Here is a 22672-nt window from a genome sequence, read left to right on the forward strand (position 1 = left end):
TGGATAAACGCGCCGCGCGGACGGAGACATCCCGCCGCCGGGGGCGGGAAACCAGTCCGGGGAGGCGGCCGATGGCCTGCCTGCCCGGCAACGGGATGCGACGAACGACATGCGGCATGGCGCGGCGCGCAGCCGTGCAAGCTGACGGGTAGCGTCAGTCCAGGCAACCGCCGGGCGGATAGGGAGCGCCCTGGCGATGCGTGACGGACCTCTGACAACCTGCCAGGCGCACGGCCAATGCCGCCGCCCTGCCGGAACCCAACTCAGTCTGCCTGCTTGCGCAGGAAGGCCGGGATGTCGTACGTATCCACACCCTTCTCCTGCAGCGCCGCGACGTGAGCCGATGCCGATTCACGCGAGCTGCGCCACACTGCCGGCGTGTCCAGGTTGCTGTAGTCCGGCGAAGCATGTGCCGGGGCAGCAGTCAGGCCAGCCATCATCTGCACCGGAATGTTGTCCGTACCGGTCTTCAGCAGCGTCATCGGCTGCTGCTTCTTGGCCGAACGTCCCAGGCCCGTGGCAACCACGGTCACGCGCAGCGCGTCGCTCATCGAATCGTCGTACACCGTACCGAAGATCACGGTCGCGTCTTCCGCGGCATAGCTGCGGATCGTGTTCATAACTTCCTTGGTTTCCGACAGCTTCAGCGAGCGGCTGGCCGTGATGTTGACCAGCACGCCGCGCGCGCCGGACAGGTCCACGCCTTCCAGCAGCGGGCTGGCGACAGCCTGCTCGGCAGCCAGGCGGGCGCGATCCACGCCGGACACGGTCGCCGTGCCCATCATGGCCTTGCCTTGCTCGCCCATCACCGTCTTCACGTCTTCAAAGTCGACGTTCACCAGACCGTCGACATTGATGATTTCGGCGATACCGGCCACGGCGTTGTGCAACACGTCATCGGCGCACTGGAAGCACTTGTCCATCTCGGCGTCGTCGCCCATCACCTCGAACAGCTTTTCGTTGAGCACAACGATCAGCGAGTCCACCGACGATTCCAGCTCGCCCGAGCCATGTTCGGCCACCTTGGCGCGGCGCGCGCCTTCGAAGTCGAACGGCTTGCTGACCACGCCCACGGTCAGGATGCCCATTTCCTTGGCCACCTGCGCCACGATCGGCGCGGCACCGGTACCGGTACCGCCGCCCATGCCGGCAGTGATGAAGACCATGTGGGCGCCGCGCAGCGAATCGGCGATCTGCTCGCGCGCCTGCTCCGCGCAATTGCGACCCACTTCAGGCTTGGCACCGGCGCCCAGGCCGGAATTGCCGAGCTGCAGCACGCGCGAAGCGGTAGAACGCTTCAGTGCCTGAGCATCGGTATTCATGCAGATGAATTCCACGCCCTGCACGCCACGGCTGATCATGTGCTGCACGGCATTGCCGCCCGCGCCGCCCACGCCCACCACCTTGATGATGGTGCCGTCCTGAATCTCCGTTTCGATCATGTCAAAGTCCATCACTGCCTCCGAGAAAAATCAGTCCCCAAACGCTGCAGCCTCCCCGCCGCAACCCTTGGTTCCTGAACAAGAAACCATCAAAGAACTACTAGCCAATAAATCAACAGAACTGCTTGAAACTGCTCAACGTGCCACGATCCGATCCGCTGACTGCAATCAGGATCGCCGCACTGAAAATTCCTGACACGCTTTCGGCTCAGAAGTTGCCGACAAACCATTCCTTCATGCGTGTCCACACCTGCTTGACCTGGCCGCTCTGCACCGCCACCTTGCGGCCGCGCATGCGCTGCACGCAGCCTTCCTGCAGCAGACCCATTACGGTCGAATAGCGCGGACTCTTTACCACCTCGTGCAGGTTGCCGCGATATTCGGGCACGCCCACGCGCACCGGCTTCAGGAAGATGTCCTCGCCCAGCTCCACCATGCCCGGCATCATCGCCGTGCCGCCGGTAATCACCACACCCGACGACAGCAGCTCCTCGTAGCCCGATTCGCGCACCACCTGGTGCACCAGCGAATAGAGTTCCTCGATACGCGGCTCGATCACCGCGGCCAGCGCCTGCCGGCTCAGGGTGCGCGTGCCACGGTCACCCACGCCAGGCACCTCGATCATGTCCTCCGGATCGGCAATCGCCTGCTTGGCAATGCCGTACTGGATCTTGATGTCCTCGGCGTCGGGCGTCGGCGTGCGCAGCGCCATCGCGATGTCGTTCGTGATCTGGTCGCCAGCGATGGGGATCACGGCCGTATGGCGGATCGCGCCTTCGCTGAAGATGGCGATGTCGGTGGTGCCGCCGCCGATGTCGACCAGCACCACGCCGAGTTCCTTCTCGTCCTCGGTCAGCACGGCCAGGCTCGATGCGAGCGGTTGCAGGATCAGGTCATGCACTTCCAGGCCGCAGCGGCGCACGCACTTGACGATGTTCTGCGCCGCGCTGACCGCGCCCGTGACGATATGCACCTTCACTTCCAGGCGGATGCCGCTCATGCCGATGGGCTCGCGCACGTCTTCCTGGCCGTCGATGATGAATTCCTGCGTCAGGATGTGCAGGATCTGCTGGTCGGTCGGGATGTTCACCGCCTTGGCGGTCTCGATCACGCGGGCCACGTCCGTCTGCGTGACCTCCTTGTCCTTGATCGCGACCATGCCGCTGGAATTGAAGCTTCGGATATGGCTGCCGGCAATGCCAGTGAACACCTCCGCGATCTTGCAGTCGGCCATCAGCTCGGCTTCTTCCAGCGCACGCTGGATCGACTGCACGGTGGCCTCGATGTTGACTACGACCCCTTTCTTCAAACCCTTGGACTCTGATTGGCCCATCCCGATGACCTCATAGCTGCCGTCGGGGCGCAGCTCCGCCACCACGGCCGCCACCTTCGAGGTGCCGATGTCGAGACCGACCAGAAGGTCCTTGTATTCCTTGCTCATCGAGTTTTCTCCGCGTTCTTACTCTTGAGTCGCGTCGGATTGTTGTTGGTGTTACCGGCCGAAGCCGCCTGTGAACCGCCCGCTGCCGCCTTTGCCGCCGCCTTGGCCGCGGCCTGCGCCTGGGCCTCGGTCAGAAAGCGCACGCTGGCCGTGCGGATTGCGAAGCCATTGGGATAGCGCAGATCGGCGTATTCGATCTGCTTGCCCCACTGCTGCGTGAGCTGCGGCCACGACGCCACGAAGCGCTTGACCCGCGCTTCCATTGCGGCGCGATCCTCGTCGTTCTGCTCGCGGCCGAACTCGATCACCATGCCGTTGGACAACTTGGCGCGCCAGGCATAACGGCCGGACAGCGCCACCGCCAGCGGCTCGGCCTTCATCGGCTTGAACCACTCGCGCATCGTTTCCAGCTTCTCGACCACGTCTTCCTCGCTGTCCTGCGGCCCGTCCAGTGCCAGCAGTTGCGCGTCTTCCTCGGCCTCGGCCGTGTTGGCGACGAACACCTCGCCATAGGTATTGATCAGCCGGCCGCTGTCCGATCCGCCCCAGGTACCCAGGGCCTCGTGCTCTTCCACCTGCACGGCCAGGCCGTTCGGCCATTCGCGCCGCACGCTGGCATGGCGAACCCAGGGCACGGACTCGAACGCCTGGCGCGCGGCATTCAGGTCCAGCGTGAAGAAGTTGCCCGACAGCTTGTTCAGCGCGTTGGCCCGCACGCTCGGTGCGTTCACATGGCGCAGCTGGCTGCCGTCCAGCGACGTCAGTTCCACGTGGGTGATAGCGAACACCGGCCGCTGCGCCAGCCATAGCAGGCCGGCGCCGAGCGCCATGAGCGCCACCAGCGCATAGAGCGCTGAGGCGATCAGGTTGAGCAGGCGCGCGTTGTGCCACATGGTCGTTGGTCAGGCAATCAGCCGGTTATTATTGCGGTTACTCGGGTTTCCAGTGCTCGTTCGGATGCAGGTCCAGCGTGGCTGCCGCCAGTACCTGCATCACGAAATCCTCGTAGCTGATGCCCTGCGCGCGCGCCGCCATCGGCACGAGCGAATGGCCGGTCATGCCGGGGGACGTATTCATTTCGAGCAGATACGGCTTGCCGGCGCGCGTCAGCATCACGTCCGCGCGGGCCCAGCCACGGCAACCCAGCACCCGGAACGCTTCGACGGCCAGCGCTCGAACTTCGTTCTCCAGCGCTTCAGGCAAAGTTGAAGGGCACAGGTATTGGGTAACGTCAGTAAAGTACTTATTTTGATAGTCGTAGTTCGACTCGGGCGCGACAATCTTGATAACCGGCAGCGCTTCCGCCGTTGCACCCTCGCCCACGACCGGGCAGGTCAGCTCGTCGCCGTCGATGAATTCCTCGGCAATCACGTCCGCATCCAGGCCGGCGGCCTTCTCGAACGCCTCGCGCATCTGGCCGGCCTCGGTGACCTTGGTCAGGCCGATCGACGACCCCTCGCGGGCCGGCTTGACGATCAGCGGCAGCCCCAGTTCACGCACCACGGCGTCGAAATCGGTGTCGGCGTGCAGCATCGCAAAGCGCGGCGTGGCCAGGCCATGCGTCATCCACAACCGCTTGGTGGCCTGCTTGTCCATCGCCATCGCGGACGCCAGAACGCCGCTGCCGGTGTAGGGCAAGCCCAGTTGTTCCAGCAGGCCCTGCATCGTGCCGTCCTCGCCGTAGCGGCCATGCAGCGCGATGAACACGCGGTCGAACTTGGCCGCGGCCAGCTCCGCCACGGACTGCAGCGCAGGGTCGAAGGCATGGGCATCCACGCCACGCGACTTCAGCGCGGCCAGCACGCCGTTGCCGGACATCAGCGAAATTTCGCGCTCGGCCGAGCGGCCGCCCAGCAGCACGCCAACCTTGCCCAGCGACTTCGGATCGATATTGGGATGGGTCACGAAGCTCATTGCTGACCTCCTGCCTGGTGCGACACCAGTTGTCCCGGTACGGCGCCGATCGTGCCGGCGCCCATCGTCACGACCACATCGCCGGGCCGCACGGCATTCAGGATCGACTGGGGCATGTCTTCGATCTGTTCCACAAAAACGGGTTCTACCTTGTTGGCCACGCGCAGCGCGCGGGTCAACGCACGGCCGTCGGCGGCCACGATCGGGGCCTCGCCGGCGGCATAGACTTCGGCCAGCAACAGCGCGTCCACGGTGCCGAGCACCTTCACAAAGTCCTCGAAGCAGTCGCGCGTGCGCGTGAACCGGTGCGGCTGGAACGCCAGCACCAGGCGGCGATCCGGGAACGCGCCGCGCGCGGCGGCCAGCGTGGCGGCCATTTCGACCGGATGGTGGCCGTAGTCGTCCACCAGCGTGAACGTGCCGGCGCCATCAGGCGTGGCCACTTCGCCGTAGCGCTGGAAGCGGCGGCCTACACCGTGGAATTCGCGCAGCGCCTTGACGATGGCGGCGTCCGGCACTTCCAGTTCCGTGGCGATGGCGATGGCGGCCAGCGCGTTCTGCACGTTATGCACGCCGGGCAGGTTCAGCACCACGTCCAGCGGCGGCTCGGCATGGCCGTTGAGCTGGCGCAGCACGGTGAAATGCATCTGGCCGTCCACGGCGCGGGCATTGATCGCGCGGATCTGGGCGTCCTCGGCAAAGCCGTAGCGCACCACCGGCTTGGACACGAACGGCATGATCTCGCGCACGTTCGGGTCGTCGACGCAGACCACGGCGATGCCGTAGAACGGCAGGCGCTGGGTAAATTCCACGAACGCCTGCTTGAGACGGGCAAAGTCATGCCCGTAGGTGTCCATGTGGTCCGCGTCGATGTTGGTGATGACTTCCATCACCGGGAAAAGGTTCAGGAACGACGCATCGGACTCGTCGGCCTCGGCCACGATGAAGTCGCCGGTGCCCAGGCGGGCGTTGGCGCCAGCCGAATTCAAACGGCCGCCGATCACGAAGGTCGGGTCGAGCCCACCCTCGGCCAGTACCGAGGCCACCAGACTCGTGGTGGTGGTCTTGCCGTGGGTTCCGGCAATGGCAACGCCCTGCTTCAGGCGCATCAGCTCGGCCAGCATCACAGCGCGCGGCACCACCGGAATGCGCTTGGCGCGCGCGGCCAGTACCTCGGGGTTGTCGTTGGTCACCGCGGTGGACACCACCACGGCGTTGGCGCCTTCCACGTTGGCGGCATCATGGCCGTGGCACACGCGCGCGCCGAGCGAGGCCAGGCGCCGCGTGGCAGCGTTGCTGCCCATGTCGGAGCCCGAGACCTTGTAGCCCAGGTTCAGCAGGACCTCGGCGATGCCGCTCATGCCGGCCCCGCCGATACCTACGAAATGGATGTTTTTGACGATATGCTTCATTGAATCTGCTTCATTTATCCCCGGCCATCTGGCGGCAGATCTCGGCGACGCGCCGGGTTGCCTCAGGTTTGGCCAGGTTGCGCGCAGCGCGCGCCATGTCCTTCAATTGGCCGCGGTCCAGGCTGGCGATCATTTGTGCCAGGCCTTCCGCGGTCAGTTCGCTCTGTTTCACCAGCAACGCGGCGTCCTGCTTCGACAGGAATTTCGCGTTGGTGGTCTGGTGGTCGTCCACCGCGTGCGGAAACGGCACGAACAGAGCAGCCACTCCCGCGGCCGCCACTTCCGAAACCGTCATCGCGCCAGCGCGGCAGATGACCAGGTCGGCGTCGGCATAAGCCGCCGCCATGTCGTCGATGAATGGCACGGTCTCGCCGGCCACGCCCGCCGCCGCGTAATTCGCGCGCAGCAGGTCGATCTGCTTGGCGCCGGCCTGGTGCTTCACCGTCGGCCGGGTGGCCTCGGGCAGCAATGCCAACGCCTTCGGCACGACGTCGTTCAGCGCGGCCGCACCCAGGCTGCCGCCCACCACCAGAATCCGCAGGGGTCCGGTGCGGTCGTCGTAGCGCGATGTCGGCTCGGGGATCGTCGCCAGTTCGGCGCGCACCGGATTGCCGGTCCATTCGCTGTTCGGCAGCGCATCGGGGAACGCGCACAGAACACGGTCGGCCACCTTGGCCAGGACCTTGTTGGCCAGCCCGGCGATCGAATTCTGCTCGTGCAGCACCAACGGGCGGCCCAGCAGCGACGCCATCATCCCGGCCGGGAACGTGATGTAGCCGCCCATGCCGAGCACCACATCCGGCTTCACGCGGCGCAGCGCGCCGATGCTCTGCCAGAACGCGCGCAGTAGGTTCAGCGGCAGCAGCAGCTTGGTGACCAGCCCCTTCCCGCGCAGACCGCCAAACTGGATGTACTCCATCGGGATGTCGTGCTTGGGCACCAGCGTGGCTTCCATGCCGGACCGGTTGCCCAGCCAGACCACGCGCCAGCCCTCGTCGCGCAACGCGCGCGCGACCGCCAGCCCCGGGAACACGTGTCCCCCGGTGCCGCCAGCCATGACGAGCAGCGTGCGGTCGGTCATGCGATACCCCTTGCGATGCGATGCGTGGTCATACCTTCCCCCCGCGCATCAGCACCCGATTCTCATAGTCAACGCGCAGGACAATCGCCAGCGCCACGCAGTTCATCAGGATGCCCGACCCGCCGTAGCTCACCAGCGGCAGCGTCAGCCCCTTGGTGGGCAGCAGGCCCAGGTTCACACCCATGTTGATGAAGGTCTGCCAGCCGATCCAGACACCGATGCCCTGGGCCACCAGTCCGGCGAACGTGCGGTCCAGCTGCAGTGCCGTGCGGCCGATGTTGAAGCAGCGGCGCACGAGCCAGTAGAACAGCGCGATCATCACGAGCACGCCGATAAATCCGAATTCCTCGCCGATCACCGCCAGGATGAAGTCGGTATGCGCCTCGGGCAGGTAGTGCAGCTTCTCGATGCTGCCGCCCAGGCCCACGCCGCTCCATTCGCCACGCCCGAAAGCGATCAGCGAGTGCGTGAGCTGGTAAGCCTTACCCAGCGCGTTGCTCTCTTCCCACGGATTCAGGTACGCAAAGATCCGCTCGCGGCGCCACGGCGAAGCCGTGATCAGCAGCGCGAACGCGCCGACGGCCACGCCCACCAGCCCCGCGAACAGCTTGCCGTTGATGCCGCCCAGGAACAGGATGCCCATTGCCACGGCCGCGATCACCAGGAAGGCACCCATGTCCGGTTCGAGCAGCAGCAGCATGCCGACCACCACCACGGCCACACCCATCGGCAGGAAGCCCTTGGACACCGTCTGCATCCATTCCTGCTTGCGTACCGTGTAGTTGGCCGCATACAGCACCACGGCCAGCTTCATCAGTTCCGACGGCTGGAAGTTCATGACGCCCAGCGGAATCCAGCGCCGCGCACCGTTCACGCCCTTGCCGACGAACGGCACCAGCACCAGAACCAGCAGGACCAGCGCGATGATGAACAGCTTGGGCGCGTACTTGTCCCAGACCTTGACCGGGATCTGGAATGCCACCAGTCCCATCGAAAGGCCGATGAACAATGCAAACGCGTGGCGCATCAGGAAATGCACCTCGCGGTAGTTGGCGTAGCGCGGCGAGTCGGGCAGTGCGATCGATGCCGAATAGACCATCACCAGGCCGAACGTCAGCAGCACGATAGCCACCCAGAGCAGGGGCTGGTCGTACTCCATCATGCGCGAACGGGTCGGCTTGACGCCCGACACCGCGTCACGCAGGCCACCCCAGGCGTTGCCGATGGTGGCGCCGATGAATCCACTGCGCTTGACCTGCGAATCGCTCATGGCATGATCCCCCGGGACAAGGCCAGTTCTTCCACGGCGCTGCGGAACACCTGCGCGCGGTGGACGTAGTTGCGGAACATGTCGAGGCTGGCACACGCCGGCGACAGCAGTACGACATCGCCCGATTCAGCCAGGCCCGCCGACTTCTCCACCGCGTCTTCCAGCGAAGCCGCGTCCACGATCTGCGTGCCGGTCGCGGAAAGCGCCTCACGAATCACGCCAGCATCCTTGCCGATCAGCACAACCGCGCGCGCGTACTGAGCGACCGGCTCGGCCAGCGGCGAGAAATCCTGGCCCTTGCCTTCGCCACCGGCGATCAGCACCACGCGCTTGTCCAGCCCGTTCAGCGCGGCCACGGTGGCACCCACATTGGTGCCCTTGCTGTCGTCGAAGTACTCGACTTCATCGATCGTCGCCACCCACTCCACGCGGTGCGGCTCGCCGCGATATTCGCGCAGGCCATGCAGCAGCGCGTTCAGCGGCAGATCGATCGCGCGGCACAGCGCCAGTGCGGCCATCGCATTGGTCGCGTTGTGCATGCCACGGATGTGCAGGGCGTCGGCAGGCATCAGGCGCTTGTGCCGTACCGGCACGGCTTCTTCGACGACTTCGTCTTTCTTGCGGCGGCGCGGCTTCTGTTCCGACTCGGCTTCGTGATCGGGTTCGGCAACGATCAGCCACGGCATGCCACCGTCGCGCAGCACGCCATAGCTGCCGACCGTCTCCGGCAGGTCCGTGCCGAACGTCACCTGCATCGCGCCCTTGCGGGCCATGTCCAGCGTGAGGCGGTCCTGGCGGTTCAGCACCTGCAAGCAACCCTTGCCGGCCGGGCCGAAAATGCGCGCCTTGGCGGCGGCATAGGCTTCCATGCTGCCGTGCCAGTCCAGATGGTCCTGCGTGACGTTGAGCACCGTGGCCGCGTGCGGCGCCAGCGAGAACGTGTATTCGAGCTGGAAGCTCGACAGCTCCAGCACCCAGACGTCGGGCAGCGTGGCGCTGGCGATGCAGGCCGACAGCTTGTCCAGCGCCGACGGGCTGATGTTGCCAGCCACGCCTACGGTCTTGCCCGCGCGCTCGATCAGGCGGCCGGTGAGCGCCGTCGTCGTGGTCTTGCCATTGGTACCGGTAATCGCCAGCACGCTCGGCGCATAACCGGCCGTGGCCTCGAGATAGCCGAGCGCCTGTGCGAACAGTTCGATCTCGCCCCAGACCGGGATGCCGCGCGCCTGCGCCGCGTCGAGCAGCGCCTTCGTGCCGGGGTCCAGCGGCGACAGGCCCGGGCTGATCGCCACCAGGCCGATATCGTCGAGCAGGCTTTCGGCGAACGGGCCGCCGACGAACTGCGCGGTGGTCAGCTCCGCCTGCAGAAAGGCAAGGTTGGCGGGTACCTCGCGTGTGTCGGCCACGCGCACGCGGCAGCCGTTCAGGCCGCACCAGCGTGACATGGCCAGCCCCGATTCACCGAGGCCAAGTACCAGCACATGAGGTTTCTGCAACGCGCCAAACACTTCGATTTCCTGCCTTTTCAGTCCGTAAGTAATAAATCCAGCCGCTTAGCGCAGCTTGAGCGATGACAACCCGATCAGCACCAGCAGCATCGTGATGATCCAGAAACGCACGGTCACCTGCGTTTCCTTCCAGCCGCTCAGTTCAAAGTGGTGATGCAACGGCGCCATGCGGAACAGGCGCCGGCCTTCGCCATAGCGCTTCTTCGTGAACTTGAACCAGGTGACCTGCATCATCACCGACAGCGTTTCCACCACGAAGATGCCGCCCATCACGAACAGCACGATTTCCTGGCGCACGATCACGGCGATGGTCCCGAGCGCGCCGCCCAGCGCCAGCGCGCCGACGTCACCCATGAACACCCGCGCCGGATGCGCGTTGAACCAGAGGAAGGCCAGGCCCGCGCCGGCCATCGCCGAGCAGAAGATCAGCAGCTCGCCGGCGCCGGGGATATGCGGGAACAGCAGGTACTTGCTGTAGACCGCGTTACCCATCACGTACGCGAACACGCCCAGGCCGCCGCCAACCAGCACCACCGGCATGATCACCAGGCCGTCCAGGCCGTCGGTCAGATTCACCGCGTTGCTGGAGCCAACGATCACCAGGTAGGTCAGCACGATGAAACCGGTCACGCCCAGCGGGTAGCTGATCTCCTTGAAGAACGGGACGATCAGGTTCATCTTGTACGGCACGTCGGCGAACATGCCGCCTTCGATCCAGCTCAGGAACAGGCTCCACACGCGCACGTTGCTGGCCTCGGACACCGAGAACGCCAGATACACGGCCGCCACCATCCCGATCAACGTCTGCCAGAAGAACTTCTCGCGGCTCGACATGCCGCGGGGGTCCCGGTACACCACCTTGCGGTAGTCATCGACCCAGCCCACCGCGCCGTAGCCAAGCGTCACCAGCAGCACTACCCAGATAAAGCGGTTGCCCCAGTCGCACCAGAGCAGCGTCGAGACGCAGATCGAGATCAGCACCAGCACGCCGCCCATCGTCGGCGTGCCCGACTTCACGAGGTGCGTCTGCGGACCAATAGTGCGCACAGCCTGGCCGATCTTCAGCTCGGTCAGGCGACGGATGACCCACGGCCCGAAACCGAGGCCGATCACCAGCGCGGTGAGGTTTGCCATCACCGCGCGGAAGGTCAGGTAGTTGACGACCCGCAGGAAGCTGTAATCGTTTTGCAGCCACTGGGCCAGAGCCAATAACATCGTCTTTCTTTCTTAGTGAGCGGAAGGTGATGCGACCAGCGCGTCGACCATCCGTTCCATGCGCATGAAGCGCGATCCCTTCACGAGCACGGCGGCCGCACCGGCCACCACGCCCTCCCTGTCTGCCTGCAGCGCCTGTGCCAGGTCTTCCGCCGTTGCAAAGTGACGCGCACCCGCGCCGTACGCCTGCACCGAATGCGGCGCCAGTTCGCCCGTTGCCCAGAGCGTTTCGATGCCACGCTCGCGGGCGTACGCACCAATTTCCCGATGGAAGGCCGGGCCTTGGTCGCCGACTTCGCCCATATCGCCAATCACCAGCAGGCGCGGGGCGGCAAAGCCGGCCAGCACGTCAATGGCGGCGCGCATGGAATCCGGATTCGCGTTGTACGTGTCGTCGATCACCACCGTGCCAGCCGGCGTGTGCTTGACCTGTAGGCGGCCCTTCACGGCCGAGAAGCCCGCGATGCCGCGTTGGATTGCGTCGACAGAAACACCGGCGGCCAGTGCGCATGTCGTCGCGGCCAGCGCATTGCGCACGTTGTGCGCGCCCAGCACCTGCAGCCGCACATCGAATGCCTGACCCGGTGCGGTCACGTGCAGCACCTGCACGCCGTCGTCGAGCGATACCGTCGCCCGCACATCGGCCGAAGCATCGGTCCCGAACGCCAGCACGCGGCGATTGCCAGCGGCTTGCCGCCAGATCGCGGCATGTTCGCCGCCGCTTTCCGTATCGACCGGAAACACAGCCACCCCATCGGCCGGCAGCGCCGCGATGGCACTGGCATGTTCGTGCGCCACCGCTTCCACGCTGACCATGAACTCCTGGTGCTCGCGCTGCGCGTTGGTAATCACGGACACTGTAGGCTGGGCGATACCGGCCAGGTAGACCGTCTCGCCGGGGTGATTCATGCCCAGTTCCAGCACGGCCAGCTTGTGGTGCGCGCGCAGGCGCAGCACGGTCAGCGGCAGGCCGATGTCGTTGTTCAGGTTGCCACCGGTGGCCAGGCGATCGTCCTCGCCCACGGCCGCGGCAAAGATCGCCGCGATCATTTCCTTGACCGTGGTCTTGCCGTTGCTGCCCGTCACGGCCACCGCCGGTGGCGTGAACTGACGGCGCCAGCCAGCGGCGAGTTCGCCCAGGCCGATGCGTGTGTCCGCCACGATCAGCGCCGGCACATCGAGATCGATGTCCCGGCTCACCAGAACTGCGGAGGCGCCGCGCGCCACCACATCGGCCAGGAAGTCATGCGCGTCGAAGCGGTCGCCCTTGAGCGCCACGAACAGATCGCCGGGCTGCACCGTGCGGCTGTCGGTATGCACGCGCAGGAACGTGCGCGTGGCATCGCCGGAAATACGTGCGCCGGCCATCCAGCCGGCGGCTTGCTGCAAATTCGTCATCTGGTGTCCGTTCATGCCGACACCCCTCGCGTGCCCAGGGTCAGGCGCACATGTTCGCGGTCCGAGAACGGCCGCTTGCGGCCCTGGATCTCCTGCGTGGCTTCATGACCCTTACCGGCCACGAGCACCACGTCGGCCGGGGCGGCGTGCTTGATTGCATAGAGAATGGCAGCGGCCCGGTCCTCGATCAGACGCACCCGGCTGCGGTCCTGCATGCCGTCGGCAATCTGTTCGAGGATGTCGAGCGGGTCTTCGCTGCGCGGATTGTCGCTGGTCAACACCACATCGTCGGCCAGACGCTCGGCCACGCCTCCCATCAGCGGGCGCTTGGTGGCGTCGCGGTCGCCGCCGCAGCCGAACACGCACCAGAGCCGGCCCTGGCGTGCATCGGCCACCGGGCGCAGCGCGGTCAGCGTCTGCACCAGTGCGTCCGGGGTGTGAGCGTAGTCGACCACGGCCAGCGGCGCGTCATGGCCGCCGAACAGTTCCATGCGGCCATCGACCGGCGTCAGCGTGCGCAGCGCGGCAATCGCGGCATCCCAGGCCACGCCTTGCGCAAGCGCCGCGCCCAGCACGGCCAGCAGGTTGCTGACATTGAAGCCGCCGATCATCGGCGTGCTCACATCGGCGCTGCCGAAGCTGCCGTCGACGTGAAACGCCGTACCGGAGGCGGTGGCGCGCACGTCGGTCGCGCGCAGCCATTGGCCGCGCGCCGCCGTGGCGCCGGCCTTGCCGTCGATACCGTATTCGATGACCTGCGGCGCGCTCACGGCGGCGGCGTTGCCGGCCAGCAGCCGGCCGCCCATCGCATCGTCGCGGTTGATCACCGCGGCGCGCAGGCCATCCCATTTAAATAGCAGCGCCTTTGCCGCCTCGTACTCGGTCATGGTGCCGTGGTAGTCGAGGTGGTCCTGCGTCAGGTTGGTCAACACGGCCACGGCAAACCCGGTGCCGGCCACGCGGCCCTGCTCCAGACCGTGCGATGACACCTCCATCGCAATCGCGCGCGCGCCGGCATCGTTCAGTTCGGCCAGGCTGGCCTGGAGCTGCACGGCGTCGGGCGTGGTGAAGCCGGTGAGCTGAAGCGCATCGGGAAATCCGGTGCCAAGCGTGCCGATCGTGGCGCAGGGAGTACCAGTGGACTGCAGCAGGCGCGCCAGCCATTGCGAGCACGACGTCTTGCCATTGGTGCCGGTCACACCGGTGATCGCCACGTTTCGTGCGCCGATGCCATACCAGCCGGCGGCGATCGGACCGGCCAGCCAGTGCAGTTGCGAAACGGGCAGGTGCGGCACCGCATCGCCGTGGGGCCAGTCGAAGCCGTCGGCCTCGTAGATCACCGCCGATGCCCCGGCGGCGATTGCCTTGTCGATATGCGGACGGCCGTCGGTGGCCAGGCGTTCGTTGCCGAGCACATAGGCAAAGAACACGTCGCCCCGCTGCAGGCGGCGGGTGTCGCCGGTCAGCTTCGCGCCCGCCGGGGCGTGCGTACGCACCCAGGCCAGCGCATTGCTGGCCTGGGTGGACACCTCGATCGGGAGCAGCGGCTTGGCCGTCATGGCGTGGCGCTCCAGGGCGGTTCACTTTCCTGAACCTTGTCGGTGACCATCAACTGGCGGATCGGTGAATCGGGTTGCACGTTCAGCGACCGCAGGGCGCCGCCGGTGATGGCCGAGAACACCGGGCCGGCCACCGCGCCGCCGTAGTGGCTGCCGGCCGTCGGTTCGTCGACGCTGACCGCCACGATGACTCGCGGGTTGGACATCGGCGCCAGGCCGATGAACGACGCGCGGTACTTGCTGCGGTCGTAGCCGCGGCCTACGTGCTTGTATGCGGTACCGGTCTTGCCGCCCACGCGGTAGCCCATGACCTGGGCTTCCGGTGCCGTGCCGCCAGGGGCGGTCACGGTTTCCAGCATGCCGCGGACGTCGCGCGCCACCTGCGGCGACAGAATGCGCTCACCGGTCACTACGCCATTGGTCTTGAACATCGACACCGGAATCAGCTCGCCGTCGTGGGCAAAGATCGTATAGGCGTGCGCCACCTGGAACAGCGACACGGATAACCCGTAGCCGTACGACATGGTGGCCTGTTCGATGGGTCGCCAGCTCTTCCAGGGCCGCACGCGGCCGGCCACGGCACCCGGGAAGCCGAGCTTCGGCGCCTGGCCCAGGCCCACGCTGGTGAACATGTCCCACATTTCCTGCGGCTTCATCATCATCGCGATCTTGGTCGTGCCGATATTGCTCGACTTCTGGATCACGCCGCCCACCGTGAGCGTGCCGTAGTTGTGGGTATCGGAGATCGTAGCGCCTTCGAACGTGAACTTGCCCGTGGTCTGCACCGTCGTGGCCGGCGTCACGCGGCCCAGTTGCAGCGCCAGGCCGATCGTGATCGGCTTCATCATCGAGCCAGGCTCGAAGGTGTCGGTCAGTACGCGGTTGCGCAGCTGCTCGCCAGACAGGCGGCTGCGGTCGTTCGGGTTGTACGTGGGCCAGTTGGCCAGCGCCAGCACCTCGCCGGTCTGGGCGTCCAGCACCACGGCGCTCGCGGCCTTGGCCTTGTTGCGCTCCACCACGGCCTTGACCTCGTTGTAGGCCAGGTACTGGATCTTGGCGTCGATCGACAGCTGCATGTCCTGGCCGTCGCGCGGCGTCTTCAGGATGCCGACGTCCTCCACTACACGGCCCAGGCGGTCCTTGATCACCTGACGGGCGCCCGGATTGCCGGCCAGCACGCCTTCGCGCGCCAGTTCCACGCCTTCCTGACCCTTGTCCTCGACGTTGGTGAAGCCGACGATGTGCGCCATCGCCTCGCCTTCCGGATAGAAGCGCTTGTATTCGCGGGTCTGGTGCACGCCCTCGATCTTGAGCGCGGCGATCTTGTCGGCGGCGTCCGGCAGCACCTGGCGCTTCAGGTAGACAAAGCTCTTGTCCTCGTTGAATTTCGCGCGCAGATCCTTCTCGGACATGTCGAGCAGCTTGGCCAGCTGGCGCATGCGCTGCGGCTCGAGGTCGTTGGGGACGTCCTCGGGCACGGCCCAGATCGCCTTGACCGGCAGGCTGGTGGCCAGCACCAGTCCGTTGCGGTCCAGGATCTTGCCGCGCGTGGCGGGCAGTTCCAGCGTGCGCTGGAAGCGCTTCTTGCCCTCCATCTCGTAAAACTGGTTACCCGGCCCCTGGATCCACATCGCGCGCGCGGCCAGCGCGGCGAACGCGGCGAACATCAGGAACACCACGAACTTCGAGCGCCACATCGGCAGGCGCAGGCCCAGCACCGGACTGGCGGAGAACTGGCCGGTGCGCGGGCGCGCGGCCTCGCCACGGGATTTGTTACCGGAGCGGGCGCGGTTCAGGGTCGGGCGGGCCAGGCTCATTTGGCGGCTCCCCCGGCGGGTTGCTGGGCATCGGGCGGTGTGTCGGGCAGCACCACGCCTTGCAGGTACTGGGTGCGGCCGGCCATCGCCGGTGCCATCTTGAGCTGCGCGCGCGCGGAATCGGCAATGCGCGCGCTCTTGCTGAGCGAGCTTTGCTGGTACTGCAGGCGCGACCAGTCGATATCGAGCTGCTTCTCCTCGGACTGCCCGCGCTCCAGCGCCACGAACAGCGTGCGCGCCTGGTGCTGTGCGCTGACCAGGGACAAGGCGCACAGCATCAGTGCGGCAAGGAGGAAGAAGGTCAGGCGGTTCATGCCGGCTGGCCTCCCAGCTTTTCAGCCACGCGCATCACGGCGGAACGCGCGCGCGGGTTGGCGGCCACTTCCTCGGCGCCGGGCTTGTAGCGGCCCAGCAGCTTCATCGTCGGCTGCGGCAGGTCAGCCGCGCGCAGCGGCGCACGGCGCAGTGCCGGGTCCGCATCGCGCTCCGGCTGGGCATGCGCCTGCATGAACCGCTTGACGATGCGGTCCTCGAGCGAATGAAAGCTGATCACCACGAGGCGGCCTCCGACCTGCAGCAGTTCGTACGCCGCCTTCAGGCCTCTTTCGAGGTCCGCAAGCTCTTGATTGATGTGAATCCGTAGAGCTTGAAAGGTGCGGGTCGCAGGGTCCTGACCCTTCTCACGTGTCTTGACGGTTTTCGCCACGAGCGCGGCAAGCTCTGAAGTAGTGGCGATTGGTCCGCCATCGCCGGGTTCGCGCCGGCGAGCAACAATCGCCTTTGCAATCTGTACAGCAAACCGTTCTTCCCCATAGTCTCGTATCACCCTGGCAATGTCCTGCTCGTCCGCCTGTGCAAGCCACTCGGCGGCGGTGAGGCCGCGCGTGGTGTCCATGCGCATGTCCAGCGGGCCTTCGAAACGAAAGGAAAATCCCCTCGCCGCCTCGTCGATCTGGGGCGAGCTGATTCCCAGATCGAGCAGCACGCCAGCCACGGGCGGACGCCCGGCCAGCCGGGAGCCCATTTCCGCAAAGCTCGTGTGCTCAATGGAGAAGCGGGCATCCTTGATGGTGCCCGCTTCTGCGATTGCTGCCGGATCCTTGTCGAAGGCGACGAGGCTGCCGGCCGGACCCAGCCGCGCCAGCACGGCACGGCTGTGACCGCCTCTTCCGAAGGTGCCGTCCACGTAGGCGCCGTCGGGCCGCCAGACGAGCGCGTCGACGGCCTCGTCCAGCAACACGGTGCGATGGCGCAGGGTGGTGGTCCCCGGCGTTTCGGTAGGGGTCATGACCTCTTCAGAAAGAGAAATTCTTCAATGCATCCGGCATGCCTTGCGCCATCGCAGCCTGTTCCTTGGCTGCGTAGGTGGCGGCATCCCAGACTTCGAAATGGCTGCCCATGCCGAGCAGCATCACTTCCTTGTCGAGCAAGGCGGCACTGCGCAATTCCGGTGCGATCAGCACGCGGCCCGCGCCGTCCATATCCACATCGGCTGCGTTGCCGAGGAAGATCCGCTTCCACCAATGGGCATCCATTGGCAGCGCCGCGATGCGGCCGCGGAAAACTTCCCATTCGGGCCTGGGAAAGAGCAACAGGCAGCCATCCGGGTGCTTGGTCAGCGTCACCCGGCCCTCGGCCTGCGTTTGCAGCGCTTCGCGATGCCTGGCCGGAATGGACATCCGGCCCTTGGCATCCAGCGACAGCGCCGATGCTCCCTGAAACAAGCTCTTTCCCCCGGTAACCGCCAGCAATTACAGCTTTGGCAGGTCGATTCGTCCTTGTCCAAAACCGTCCGGTCCGATGTGAATCATCGCAGACACAGTCCGGTTTATCACACAAAAATACACTTCCTCACACTATTTCCCACTTTAGAGGAAGCATTTTGGGCGGTCAAGGCTCGGAATAGGGCAAAAATCAGGGTTTTTTTAATCAGAACAAAGACTTAGCGCGCCAACTTCACGCACCGCAACAGTGAATCCTTAATGAAATGAAGCACTTGGGGAGGAAAGCAGAGAAACCACCTGAGAACTATCTGAGGGAGGACTGCTGACAGCGGGAATTGCATCCGCATCTACGCCGTCGGGAAGGATACAACGTTTTGCCGCCAGCCCCGCCCAAACAAGGGCTGGCGGCGGTTTTCCACAGCTGCGTGAGGCAGCGTTCAGGTACACGTCGAAAATGAAAATGGCGACGATACGTACACGCTCGTCGCCATTCCATTACGCATGCGGCAGGACCCGATACAGCTAGATGCGATAGGCGGTGGTGGTCATGACCTTCGATGCCGCGCGCATTAGCGACCGGACCAGACTCGGCAGCGGCACGCCGCCCGCATCGCGCGCAGCGTCGCCGTGGCGTATCTCGTCATCACGCATCTGTTCGAGGATGGCACGCGAACGGCCGTCGGCGGCGGGCAGGCGGTCGAGGTGTCCGTTCAGATGGTGCTCGACCTGCTGCTCGGTCTCGGCCACGAAGCCAAGGCTGACCCGGTCACCAACGCGGCCGGCCACGAAGCCGATGGCAAAAGCCCCGGCATACCAGAGCGGGTTAAGCAGGCTGGGCCGCGACCCAAGCTCACGCAGCCGCTCGGCGCACCACGCCAGGTGATCTTCTTCCTCGCGCGCGGCGGCATCCATCTGCGCGCGCACCGGTGCGCTGTGCGCGGCCAGCTTCTGGGCCTGGTACAGGGCCTGGGCACAAACCTCGCCGACATGGTTGATGCGCATGAGCCCAGCCACGTGCCGGCGTTCCTCGGGACTCAACTGCTCGGTATCCGGCGTTAGCCGGTCAGCCGGATTATCGCGTCCGGCGCGGGTTGCCCCTGCGATGGCGCGCAGCGCGACATCGAATTCTCGAATCAACGTGTCCATGCGTGTCAAAGAATGGTCTGCGGATGCAATGCCTGCATGCCCCACTGATGGGTAGAGCTTCCCCTCGACATCTTTTCGGGATTTCCCGCATTGTACCCGCGCGATTTTGTGCAGGTTTGCGCAATTTCCCGCAATGGCGCCTTTTCGCTAAGGCCGGGTCCCCAATAACCCTGAGTTGTGAAAACCAGACAAGACGTTTACCACAGGGTCAAAAAAATAGAGCTTTTGCTAGAGTGATCGGCAGCTTCCAAGGAAGTCAAGCACGGAGGGATGAAGAGGGCTGACAGGAGGTCCTTCCGCATAGCTTCAACTAATAATTCTTAAGTGGAGATCACCCAGCATGAAAAAATCGCTACTCGCGCTTGCCGCGATGAGCGCTTTTGCCACGGCTGCAAATGCGCAAACGAGCGTGACCCTTTACGGCGTTGTCGACCTGCCAATTGAATACAACAACAACCTGGCACCCGGCTTCAACACCAATCCCGCATCCTGGGGTCCGAACGGACGCCCGCCTTCGCTGCCCGGTGGCGGCAGCCGCGTCGGCCTGCAAACCGGCGGCGGCCTGTCCGGTTCGCGTTGGGGTCTGCGTGGCACCGAGGACCTGGGCGGCGGCCTGAAGGCACTGTTCGTGCTGGAAAGCGGCTTCGGTCTCGACAACGGCGTTTCGCAGCAGGGTGGCCGTCTGTTCGGCCGTCAGGCTTTCCTCGGCCTGCAGAGCGATAGCTACGGCCGTCTGACGTTCGGTCGCCAGTACACGACGATGTTCGATATGTTCGCGAACTTCTCGCCTACCGGCTACGCAACGATCTACGAACCGGTGGTGGCACAGCTGGGCACCAACTTCCGTTCGGACAACACCGTCAAGTACACGGCCGTGTTCGGCCCGGTCACCGCCGAGGCGCACTGGAGCTTCGGCACGGGCGTGGCCGCGATCGGCCCCGTGCCGCTGGCTGGCGCTGGCGCTGGCGAAACGCCTGGCAACTTCAACAACAACGCGGGCGGCGGTGCCGGCGTGCTGTACATGAGCGGCCCGCTGGGCCTGACGATCGCGTACGACGAATGGCGTCCGACGATCACGATCGGCCAGCCCGGCCGTTCGCGCAAGGTGGGTACCGCGGCCAGCTACCAGTTCGGCCCGGCGAAGGTCATGGCCGGCTACCGTTATGGCCGCACCACCGACGCCAACGACAACGAACTGCTGCGCGACAACTACTACTGGTTCGGCGTGAACTACCAGGTCACCGCGCCGCTGGGCCTGACGCTGGCGTACTTCTACGACGATGTGAAGACGATGCGCGCATCGTCCGCCTTCGTGCAGGACAACCCGAAGAACCCGTGGCAGATCAGCTTCGTGGCCGACTACAACTTCTCGAAGCGTACCGACGTCTACCTGACGGCCGGCTACGTGAAGAACTCGGGCCTGAACTTCGACACCTCGGCCGTGAGCTTTGCGAACGGCTACCCGCTGCAGCAGGGCAAGACCAGCCAAGTGGGTGTGGCAGTGGGTATCCGCCACAAGTTCTGACCGTCAGTTCGTTCGACATTGTTCCTTTTTTCAAGGCGCCTCCGGGCGCCTTTTTTCATGCCCGCGCGTGAATGTCTCAACGGGTTTCACCTCATCCGCGAAGTGGCGCGCGCCCGACTAGAATGGCCTGCAGACCGGAACACCCGGCCGCCTTACCTGGAGACATTGCCATGTACCAACCTCGCCGGCGCACCCTCGCGCTGCTTCTGTCGATCGCCTTCGGGCCGCTGGCCGTGGCGTCCGTCCATGCCAGCGATGCCTATCCGTCCAAGCCGATCCGGCTGGTCGTGCCGTTCCCGGCTGGTGGTACGACCGACATCATGGCGCGCGCGGTGTCGGCGGAATTGTCCAAGCTGCCCGGCTGGAACGTGGTGGTCGACAACAAACCCGGCGCGGGCGGCAACATCGGCTCCGATATCGTGGCCAAGTCGGCGCCCGATGGCTACACGCTGCTGATGGGCACCGTGGGCACGCACGGCATCAACCAGTCCCTGTACGGCAAGCTGCCGTTCGATCCGATCAAGGATTTCGCGCCGATCACCCTGGTGGCCGCGGTGCCGAACGTACTGGTGGTCAACCCCGCGTTTGCCCAGCAGAACAAGATCAACTCGGTCAACGATTTGATCGCCTATGCACGCGCCAACCCCGGCAAGCTGAACATGGCATCGAGCGGCAACGGGACGTCCATCCACCTGGCCGGCGAGCTGTTCAAGACGCAGACCAAGACCTTCATGGTCCATTTCCCGTACCGCGGCAGCGGCCCGGCACTGACCGATTTGAGCGGCGGCACGATGCAGCTCATGTTCGACAATCTGCCGTCGTCGATGCAGCTGATCAAGTCCGGCAAGCTCAAGGCACTGGCCGTGACCAGCGCCAAGCCGTCGCCGGCCCTGCCCGGCATTCCCACGGTGGCACAGGCCGCCAATCTGCCGAACTTCGAGGCCAGCTCGTGGTTCGGGCTGCTGGCGCCGGCCGGCACGCCGCCCGACATCATCCACCGCATCCAGCAGGAAGTGGCCAAGAGCCTCAGCACGCCCGCCGTGCGCGAACGGCTGATGGCGCAAGGCGCCGATCCGGTAGGCAACACGCCCGAGCAGTTCGCGGCGCTGATCCGGTCGGAAACCGTCAAGTGGGCCAAGGTCGTCAAGGATTCGGGCGCCAAGGTCGACTGATCGTCCGGACTTGATCGATCCGATAGGGAGAAGAGCGGGCAGCGCATATACTTGAGGCATCAAATGTTCGAGCTGCCCGAATCACGATGCCCAATCCTTCCGCCGCCAGCAGCGCCGCCGATGACACGCAGGTCGATCTGGAGACCAGTGCCGGCGACTCGGAACATGAGGCGCTGCGGCTCTGGCTGCGCCTGCTCACCTGCACCACGCTGATCGAAGGCGATATCCGCTCGCGCCTGCGCCAGGACTTTGCCGTGACGCTGCCCCGCTTCGACCTGATGTCGCAGCTCGACCGGCACCCCGAAGGCCTCAAGATGGGAGAACTGTCACGCCGCATGATGGTGACCGGCGGCAATGTGACCGGCATCACGGACCAACTCCAGCACGAGGGCCTGGTCACGCGCGAAGCCTTGCCCACTGACCGCCGTGCCTATCTGATCCGTCTGACACCGGCGGGCCGCGAGGCTTTCTCGCGCATGGCGAGCGCCCATGAAACCTGGGTGGAACAAATGTTCTCGGGACTTGCCGAAACCGATCGGCGCGCCCTTTTCCGACTACTGGGCCGCCTCAAGTCCAGCCTGATCACACCATGACCCGTATCGCTTACCGATGGATTCCCGCGCTGTGCGCCACCGCGCTGGCCTGCGCTTGCAGTAGCACCCCGGCGGGTCCGCAGATCACGCCGGTCAACGCCACGATCAAGCTCGGGCGCGTGACCGAGAAGACGTTCCTGTCCCGCATCGAGGTGCCGCAAGGCGGCAGCTATGGCGGATATGGCATGGGAGTCGGCGGCGTGGCCGCTGGTGGTGGTGGCGGCGGCGGAGGTGTGGGCGTGGGATTCTCGGTGGACCTGACGCGGCTGCTCAATCCGCCGCCACCGCCGGCACAGGTGGACGTGTACCAGTACAAGGTCAGGACCACCGATGGCATGGTGGCCCAGGTCAACGGCCCGGCAGCCCCAGGGCTGGAGCCAGGCACATGCGTGCGGCTGATCTATCCGGATGGATCGACTCAGCCGCAGATGGCGCCGTCGAACGAATGCTGAGTG

At 65.4% G+C, this 22672-nt stretch carries 21 protein-coding genes; 5 read left to right on the top strand and 16 right to left on the bottom strand.

Features of this window, described 5'->3' with window-relative positions:
* Nucleotides 1-263: 263 nt before the first annotated feature.
* Entirely contained in the window at nt 264-1454 is a 1191-nt protein-coding gene (gene ftsZ, locus AC3FLX_RS24985) for a cell division protein FtsZ (protein WP_066732415.1), read from the bottom strand.
* Between ftsZ and AC3FLX_RS24990 the strand changes: the two genes are divergently transcribed.
* A complete protein-coding gene (locus AC3FLX_RS24990; RefSeq protein WP_488700010.1) occupies nt 1441-1638 on the top strand; it encodes a hypothetical protein in 198 nt (65 codons plus the stop codon). The two genes, ftsZ and AC3FLX_RS24990, sit on opposite strands and share 14 nt — an antisense overlap.
* 12 nt (nt 1639-1650) lie before the next feature.
* Here AC3FLX_RS24990 and ftsA read toward each other — a convergent pair whose 3' ends face one another.
* From ftsA to coq7, 15 genes are all read right to left on the bottom strand, one after another.
* A complete protein-coding gene (gene ftsA, locus AC3FLX_RS24995; protein WP_488700011.1) occupies nt 1651-2883 on the bottom strand; it encodes a cell division protein FtsA in 1233 nt (410 codons plus the stop codon).
* Nucleotides 2880-3776 carry a cell division protein FtsQ/DivIB gene (locus AC3FLX_RS25000; protein ID WP_488700012.1) on the bottom strand — a complete coding sequence of 299 codons (897 nt, stop codon included), beginning with the start codon at nt 3774-3776 and terminating at the stop codon, nt 2880-2882. Before AC3FLX_RS25000 ends, ftsA begins: the two co-directional genes overlap by 4 nt.
* A 37-nt stretch (nt 3777-3813) precedes the next feature.
* Complete coding sequence (locus AC3FLX_RS25005; protein WP_488700013.1) at nt 3814-4797, bottom strand: D-alanine--D-alanine ligase; 984 nt, start codon at nt 4795-4797, stop codon at nt 3814-3816.
* Nucleotides 4794-6209, bottom strand: coding sequence for a UDP-N-acetylmuramate--L-alanine ligase (gene murC, locus AC3FLX_RS25010; protein WP_488700014.1), 1416 nt, complete (start codon nt 6207-6209; stop codon nt 4794-4796). Before murC ends, AC3FLX_RS25005 begins: the two co-directional genes overlap by 4 nt.
* Before the next feature lie 10 nt (nt 6210-6219).
* Nucleotides 6220-7290, bottom strand: coding sequence for an undecaprenyldiphospho-muramoylpentapeptide beta-N-acetylglucosaminyltransferase (murG, locus tag AC3FLX_RS25015; RefSeq protein WP_488700015.1), 1071 nt, complete (start codon nt 7288-7290; stop codon nt 6220-6222).
* Nucleotides 7291-7318: 28 nt separating this feature from the next.
* Nucleotides 7319-8560 (bottom strand): putative lipid II flippase FtsW, encoded by a 1242-nt coding sequence (gene ftsW / locus AC3FLX_RS25020; protein WP_488700017.1) that lies wholly within the window; start codon nt 8558-8560, stop codon nt 7319-7321.
* Entirely contained in the window at nt 8557-10068 is a 1512-nt protein-coding gene (gene murD, locus AC3FLX_RS25025) for a UDP-N-acetylmuramoyl-L-alanine--D-glutamate ligase (RefSeq protein WP_488700019.1), read from the bottom strand. Before murD ends, ftsW begins: the two co-directional genes overlap by 4 nt.
* Before the next feature lie 45 nt (nt 10069-10113).
* Nucleotides 10114-11283, bottom strand: a complete 1170-nt coding sequence (mraY, locus tag AC3FLX_RS25030; protein ID WP_488700020.1) for a phospho-N-acetylmuramoyl-pentapeptide-transferase — start codon at nt 11281-11283, stop codon at nt 10114-10116.
* Between the two features lie 12 nt (nt 11284-11295).
* Nucleotides 11296-12696: a UDP-N-acetylmuramoyl-tripeptide--D-alanyl-D-alanine ligase gene (locus AC3FLX_RS25035; RefSeq protein WP_488700021.1), complete on the bottom strand. Its 1401-nt coding sequence runs from the start codon at nt 12694-12696 to the stop codon at nt 11296-11298.
* On the bottom strand, nt 12693-14240 hold the full coding sequence (locus tag AC3FLX_RS25040) for a UDP-N-acetylmuramoyl-L-alanyl-D-glutamate--2,6-diaminopimelate ligase (protein WP_488700022.1): 1548 nt from the start codon (nt 14238-14240) through the stop codon (nt 12693-12695). Before AC3FLX_RS25040 ends, AC3FLX_RS25035 begins: the two co-directional genes overlap by 4 nt.
* Nucleotides 14237-16057, bottom strand: coding sequence for a peptidoglycan D,D-transpeptidase FtsI family protein (locus AC3FLX_RS25045; RefSeq protein ID WP_488700023.1), 1821 nt, complete (start codon nt 16055-16057; stop codon nt 14237-14239). The genes AC3FLX_RS25040 and AC3FLX_RS25045 overlap by 4 nt, the downstream gene beginning before the upstream one ends.
* On the bottom strand, nt 16054-16371 hold the full coding sequence (ftsL, locus tag AC3FLX_RS25050; protein WP_488700024.1) for a cell division protein FtsL: 318 nt from the start codon (nt 16369-16371) through the stop codon (nt 16054-16056). Before ftsL ends, AC3FLX_RS25045 begins: the two co-directional genes overlap by 4 nt.
* Nucleotides 16368-17345, bottom strand: a complete 978-nt coding sequence (rsmH, locus tag AC3FLX_RS25055; RefSeq protein WP_488700025.1) for a 16S rRNA (cytosine(1402)-N(4))-methyltransferase RsmH — start codon at nt 17343-17345, stop codon at nt 16368-16370. Before rsmH ends, ftsL begins: the two co-directional genes overlap by 4 nt.
* Nucleotides 17346-17352: 7 nt before the next feature.
* Complete coding sequence (mraZ, locus tag AC3FLX_RS25060; RefSeq protein WP_488700026.1) at nt 17353-17781, bottom strand: division/cell wall cluster transcriptional repressor MraZ; 429 nt, start codon at nt 17779-17781, stop codon at nt 17353-17355.
* A gap of 522 nt (nt 17782-18303) precedes the next feature.
* A complete protein-coding gene (gene coq7, locus AC3FLX_RS25065; protein WP_488700027.1) occupies nt 18304-18927 on the bottom strand; it encodes a 2-polyprenyl-3-methyl-6-methoxy-1,4-benzoquinone monooxygenase in 624 nt (207 codons plus the stop codon).
* Between the two features lie 340 nt (nt 18928-19267).
* On the opposite strand from coq7, the gene AC3FLX_RS25070 reads away from it, so the two are divergent.
* The 4 genes from AC3FLX_RS25070 to AC3FLX_RS25085 all read left to right on the top strand — a co-directional run bounded on the left by AC3FLX_RS25070 (nt 19268) and on the right by AC3FLX_RS25085 (nt 22669).
* Nucleotides 19268-20452, top strand: coding sequence for a porin (locus AC3FLX_RS25070; RefSeq protein WP_488700028.1), 1185 nt, complete (start codon nt 19268-19270; stop codon nt 20450-20452).
* Nucleotides 20453-20622: 170 nt separating this feature from the next.
* On the top strand, nt 20623-21624 hold the full coding sequence (locus AC3FLX_RS25075) for a Bug family tripartite tricarboxylate transporter substrate binding protein (RefSeq protein ID WP_488700029.1): 1002 nt from the start codon (nt 20623-20625) through the stop codon (nt 21622-21624).
* An 86-nt stretch (nt 21625-21710) separates the two neighbouring features.
* Nucleotides 21711-22217 carry a MarR family winged helix-turn-helix transcriptional regulator gene (locus AC3FLX_RS25080; RefSeq protein ID WP_488700030.1) on the top strand — a complete coding sequence of 169 codons (507 nt, stop codon included), beginning with the start codon at nt 21711-21713 and terminating at the stop codon, nt 22215-22217.
* On the top strand, nt 22214-22669 hold the full coding sequence (locus tag AC3FLX_RS25085; RefSeq protein WP_488700031.1) for a hypothetical protein: 456 nt from the start codon (nt 22214-22216) through the stop codon (nt 22667-22669). Before AC3FLX_RS25080 ends, AC3FLX_RS25085 begins: the two co-directional genes overlap by 4 nt.
* Nucleotides 22670-22672 lie beyond the last annotated feature (3 nt).

This window comes from Cupriavidus sp. 291-E7, assembly GCF_057798835.1.

What these genes read in the sequence shown, in the direction of transcription:
- AC3FLX_RS24990 (WP_488700010.1), top strand. Translation starts at nt 1,441, where the DNA reads ATGTCAAAGTCCATCACTGCCTCCGAGAAAAATCAGTCCCCAAACGCT.
- ftsZ (WP_066732415.1), bottom strand. Translation starts at nt 1,454, where the DNA reads ATGGACTTTGACATGATCGAAACGGAGATTCAGGACGGCACCATCATC.
- ftsA (WP_488700011.1), bottom strand. Translation starts at nt 2,883, where the DNA reads ATGAGCAAGGAATACAAGGACCTTCTGGTCGGTCTCGACATCGGCACC.
- AC3FLX_RS25000 (WP_488700012.1), bottom strand. Translation starts at nt 3,776, where the DNA reads ATGTGGCACAACGCGCGCCTGCTCAACCTGATCGCCTCAGCGCTCTAT.
- AC3FLX_RS25005 (WP_488700013.1), bottom strand. Translation starts at nt 4,797, where the DNA reads ATGAGCTTCGTGACCCATCCCAATATCGATCCGAAGTCGCTGGGCAAG.
- murC (WP_488700014.1), bottom strand. Translation starts at nt 6,209, where the DNA reads ATGAAGCATATCGTCAAAAACATCCATTTCGTAGGTATCGGCGGGGCC.
- murG (WP_488700015.1), bottom strand. Translation starts at nt 7,290, where the DNA reads ATGACCGACCGCACGCTGCTCGTCATGGCTGGCGGCACCGGGGGACAC.
- ftsW (WP_488700017.1), bottom strand. Translation starts at nt 8,560, where the DNA reads ATGAGCGATTCGCAGGTCAAGCGCAGTGGATTCATCGGCGCCACCATC.
- mraY (WP_488700020.1), bottom strand. Translation starts at nt 11,283, where the DNA reads ATGTTATTGGCTCTGGCCCAGTGGCTGCAAAACGATTACAGCTTCCTG.
- AC3FLX_RS25035 (WP_488700021.1), bottom strand. Translation starts at nt 12,696, where the DNA reads ATGAACGGACACCAGATGACGAATTTGCAGCAAGCCGCCGGCTGGATG.
- AC3FLX_RS25040 (WP_488700022.1), bottom strand. Translation starts at nt 14,240, where the DNA reads ATGACGGCCAAGCCGCTGCTCCCGATCGAGGTGTCCACCCAGGCCAGC.
- AC3FLX_RS25045 (WP_488700023.1), bottom strand. Translation starts at nt 16,057, where the DNA reads ATGAGCCTGGCCCGCCCGACCCTGAACCGCGCCCGCTCCGGTAACAAA.
- ftsL (WP_488700024.1), bottom strand. Translation starts at nt 16,371, where the DNA reads ATGAACCGCCTGACCTTCTTCCTCCTTGCCGCACTGATGCTGTGCGCC.
- rsmH (WP_488700025.1), bottom strand. Translation starts at nt 17,345, where the DNA reads ATGACCCCTACCGAAACGCCGGGGACCACCACCCTGCGCCATCGCACC.
- coq7 (WP_488700027.1), bottom strand. Translation starts at nt 18,927, where the DNA reads ATGGACACGTTGATTCGAGAATTCGATGTCGCGCTGCGCGCCATCGCA.
- AC3FLX_RS25070 (WP_488700028.1), top strand. Translation starts at nt 19,268, where the DNA reads ATGAAAAAATCGCTACTCGCGCTTGCCGCGATGAGCGCTTTTGCCACG.
- AC3FLX_RS25075 (WP_488700029.1), top strand. Translation starts at nt 20,623, where the DNA reads ATGTACCAACCTCGCCGGCGCACCCTCGCGCTGCTTCTGTCGATCGCC.
- AC3FLX_RS25080 (WP_488700030.1), top strand. Translation starts at nt 21,711, where the DNA reads ATGCCCAATCCTTCCGCCGCCAGCAGCGCCGCCGATGACACGCAGGTC.
- AC3FLX_RS25085 (WP_488700031.1), top strand. Translation starts at nt 22,214, where the DNA reads ATGACCCGTATCGCTTACCGATGGATTCCCGCGCTGTGCGCCACCGCG.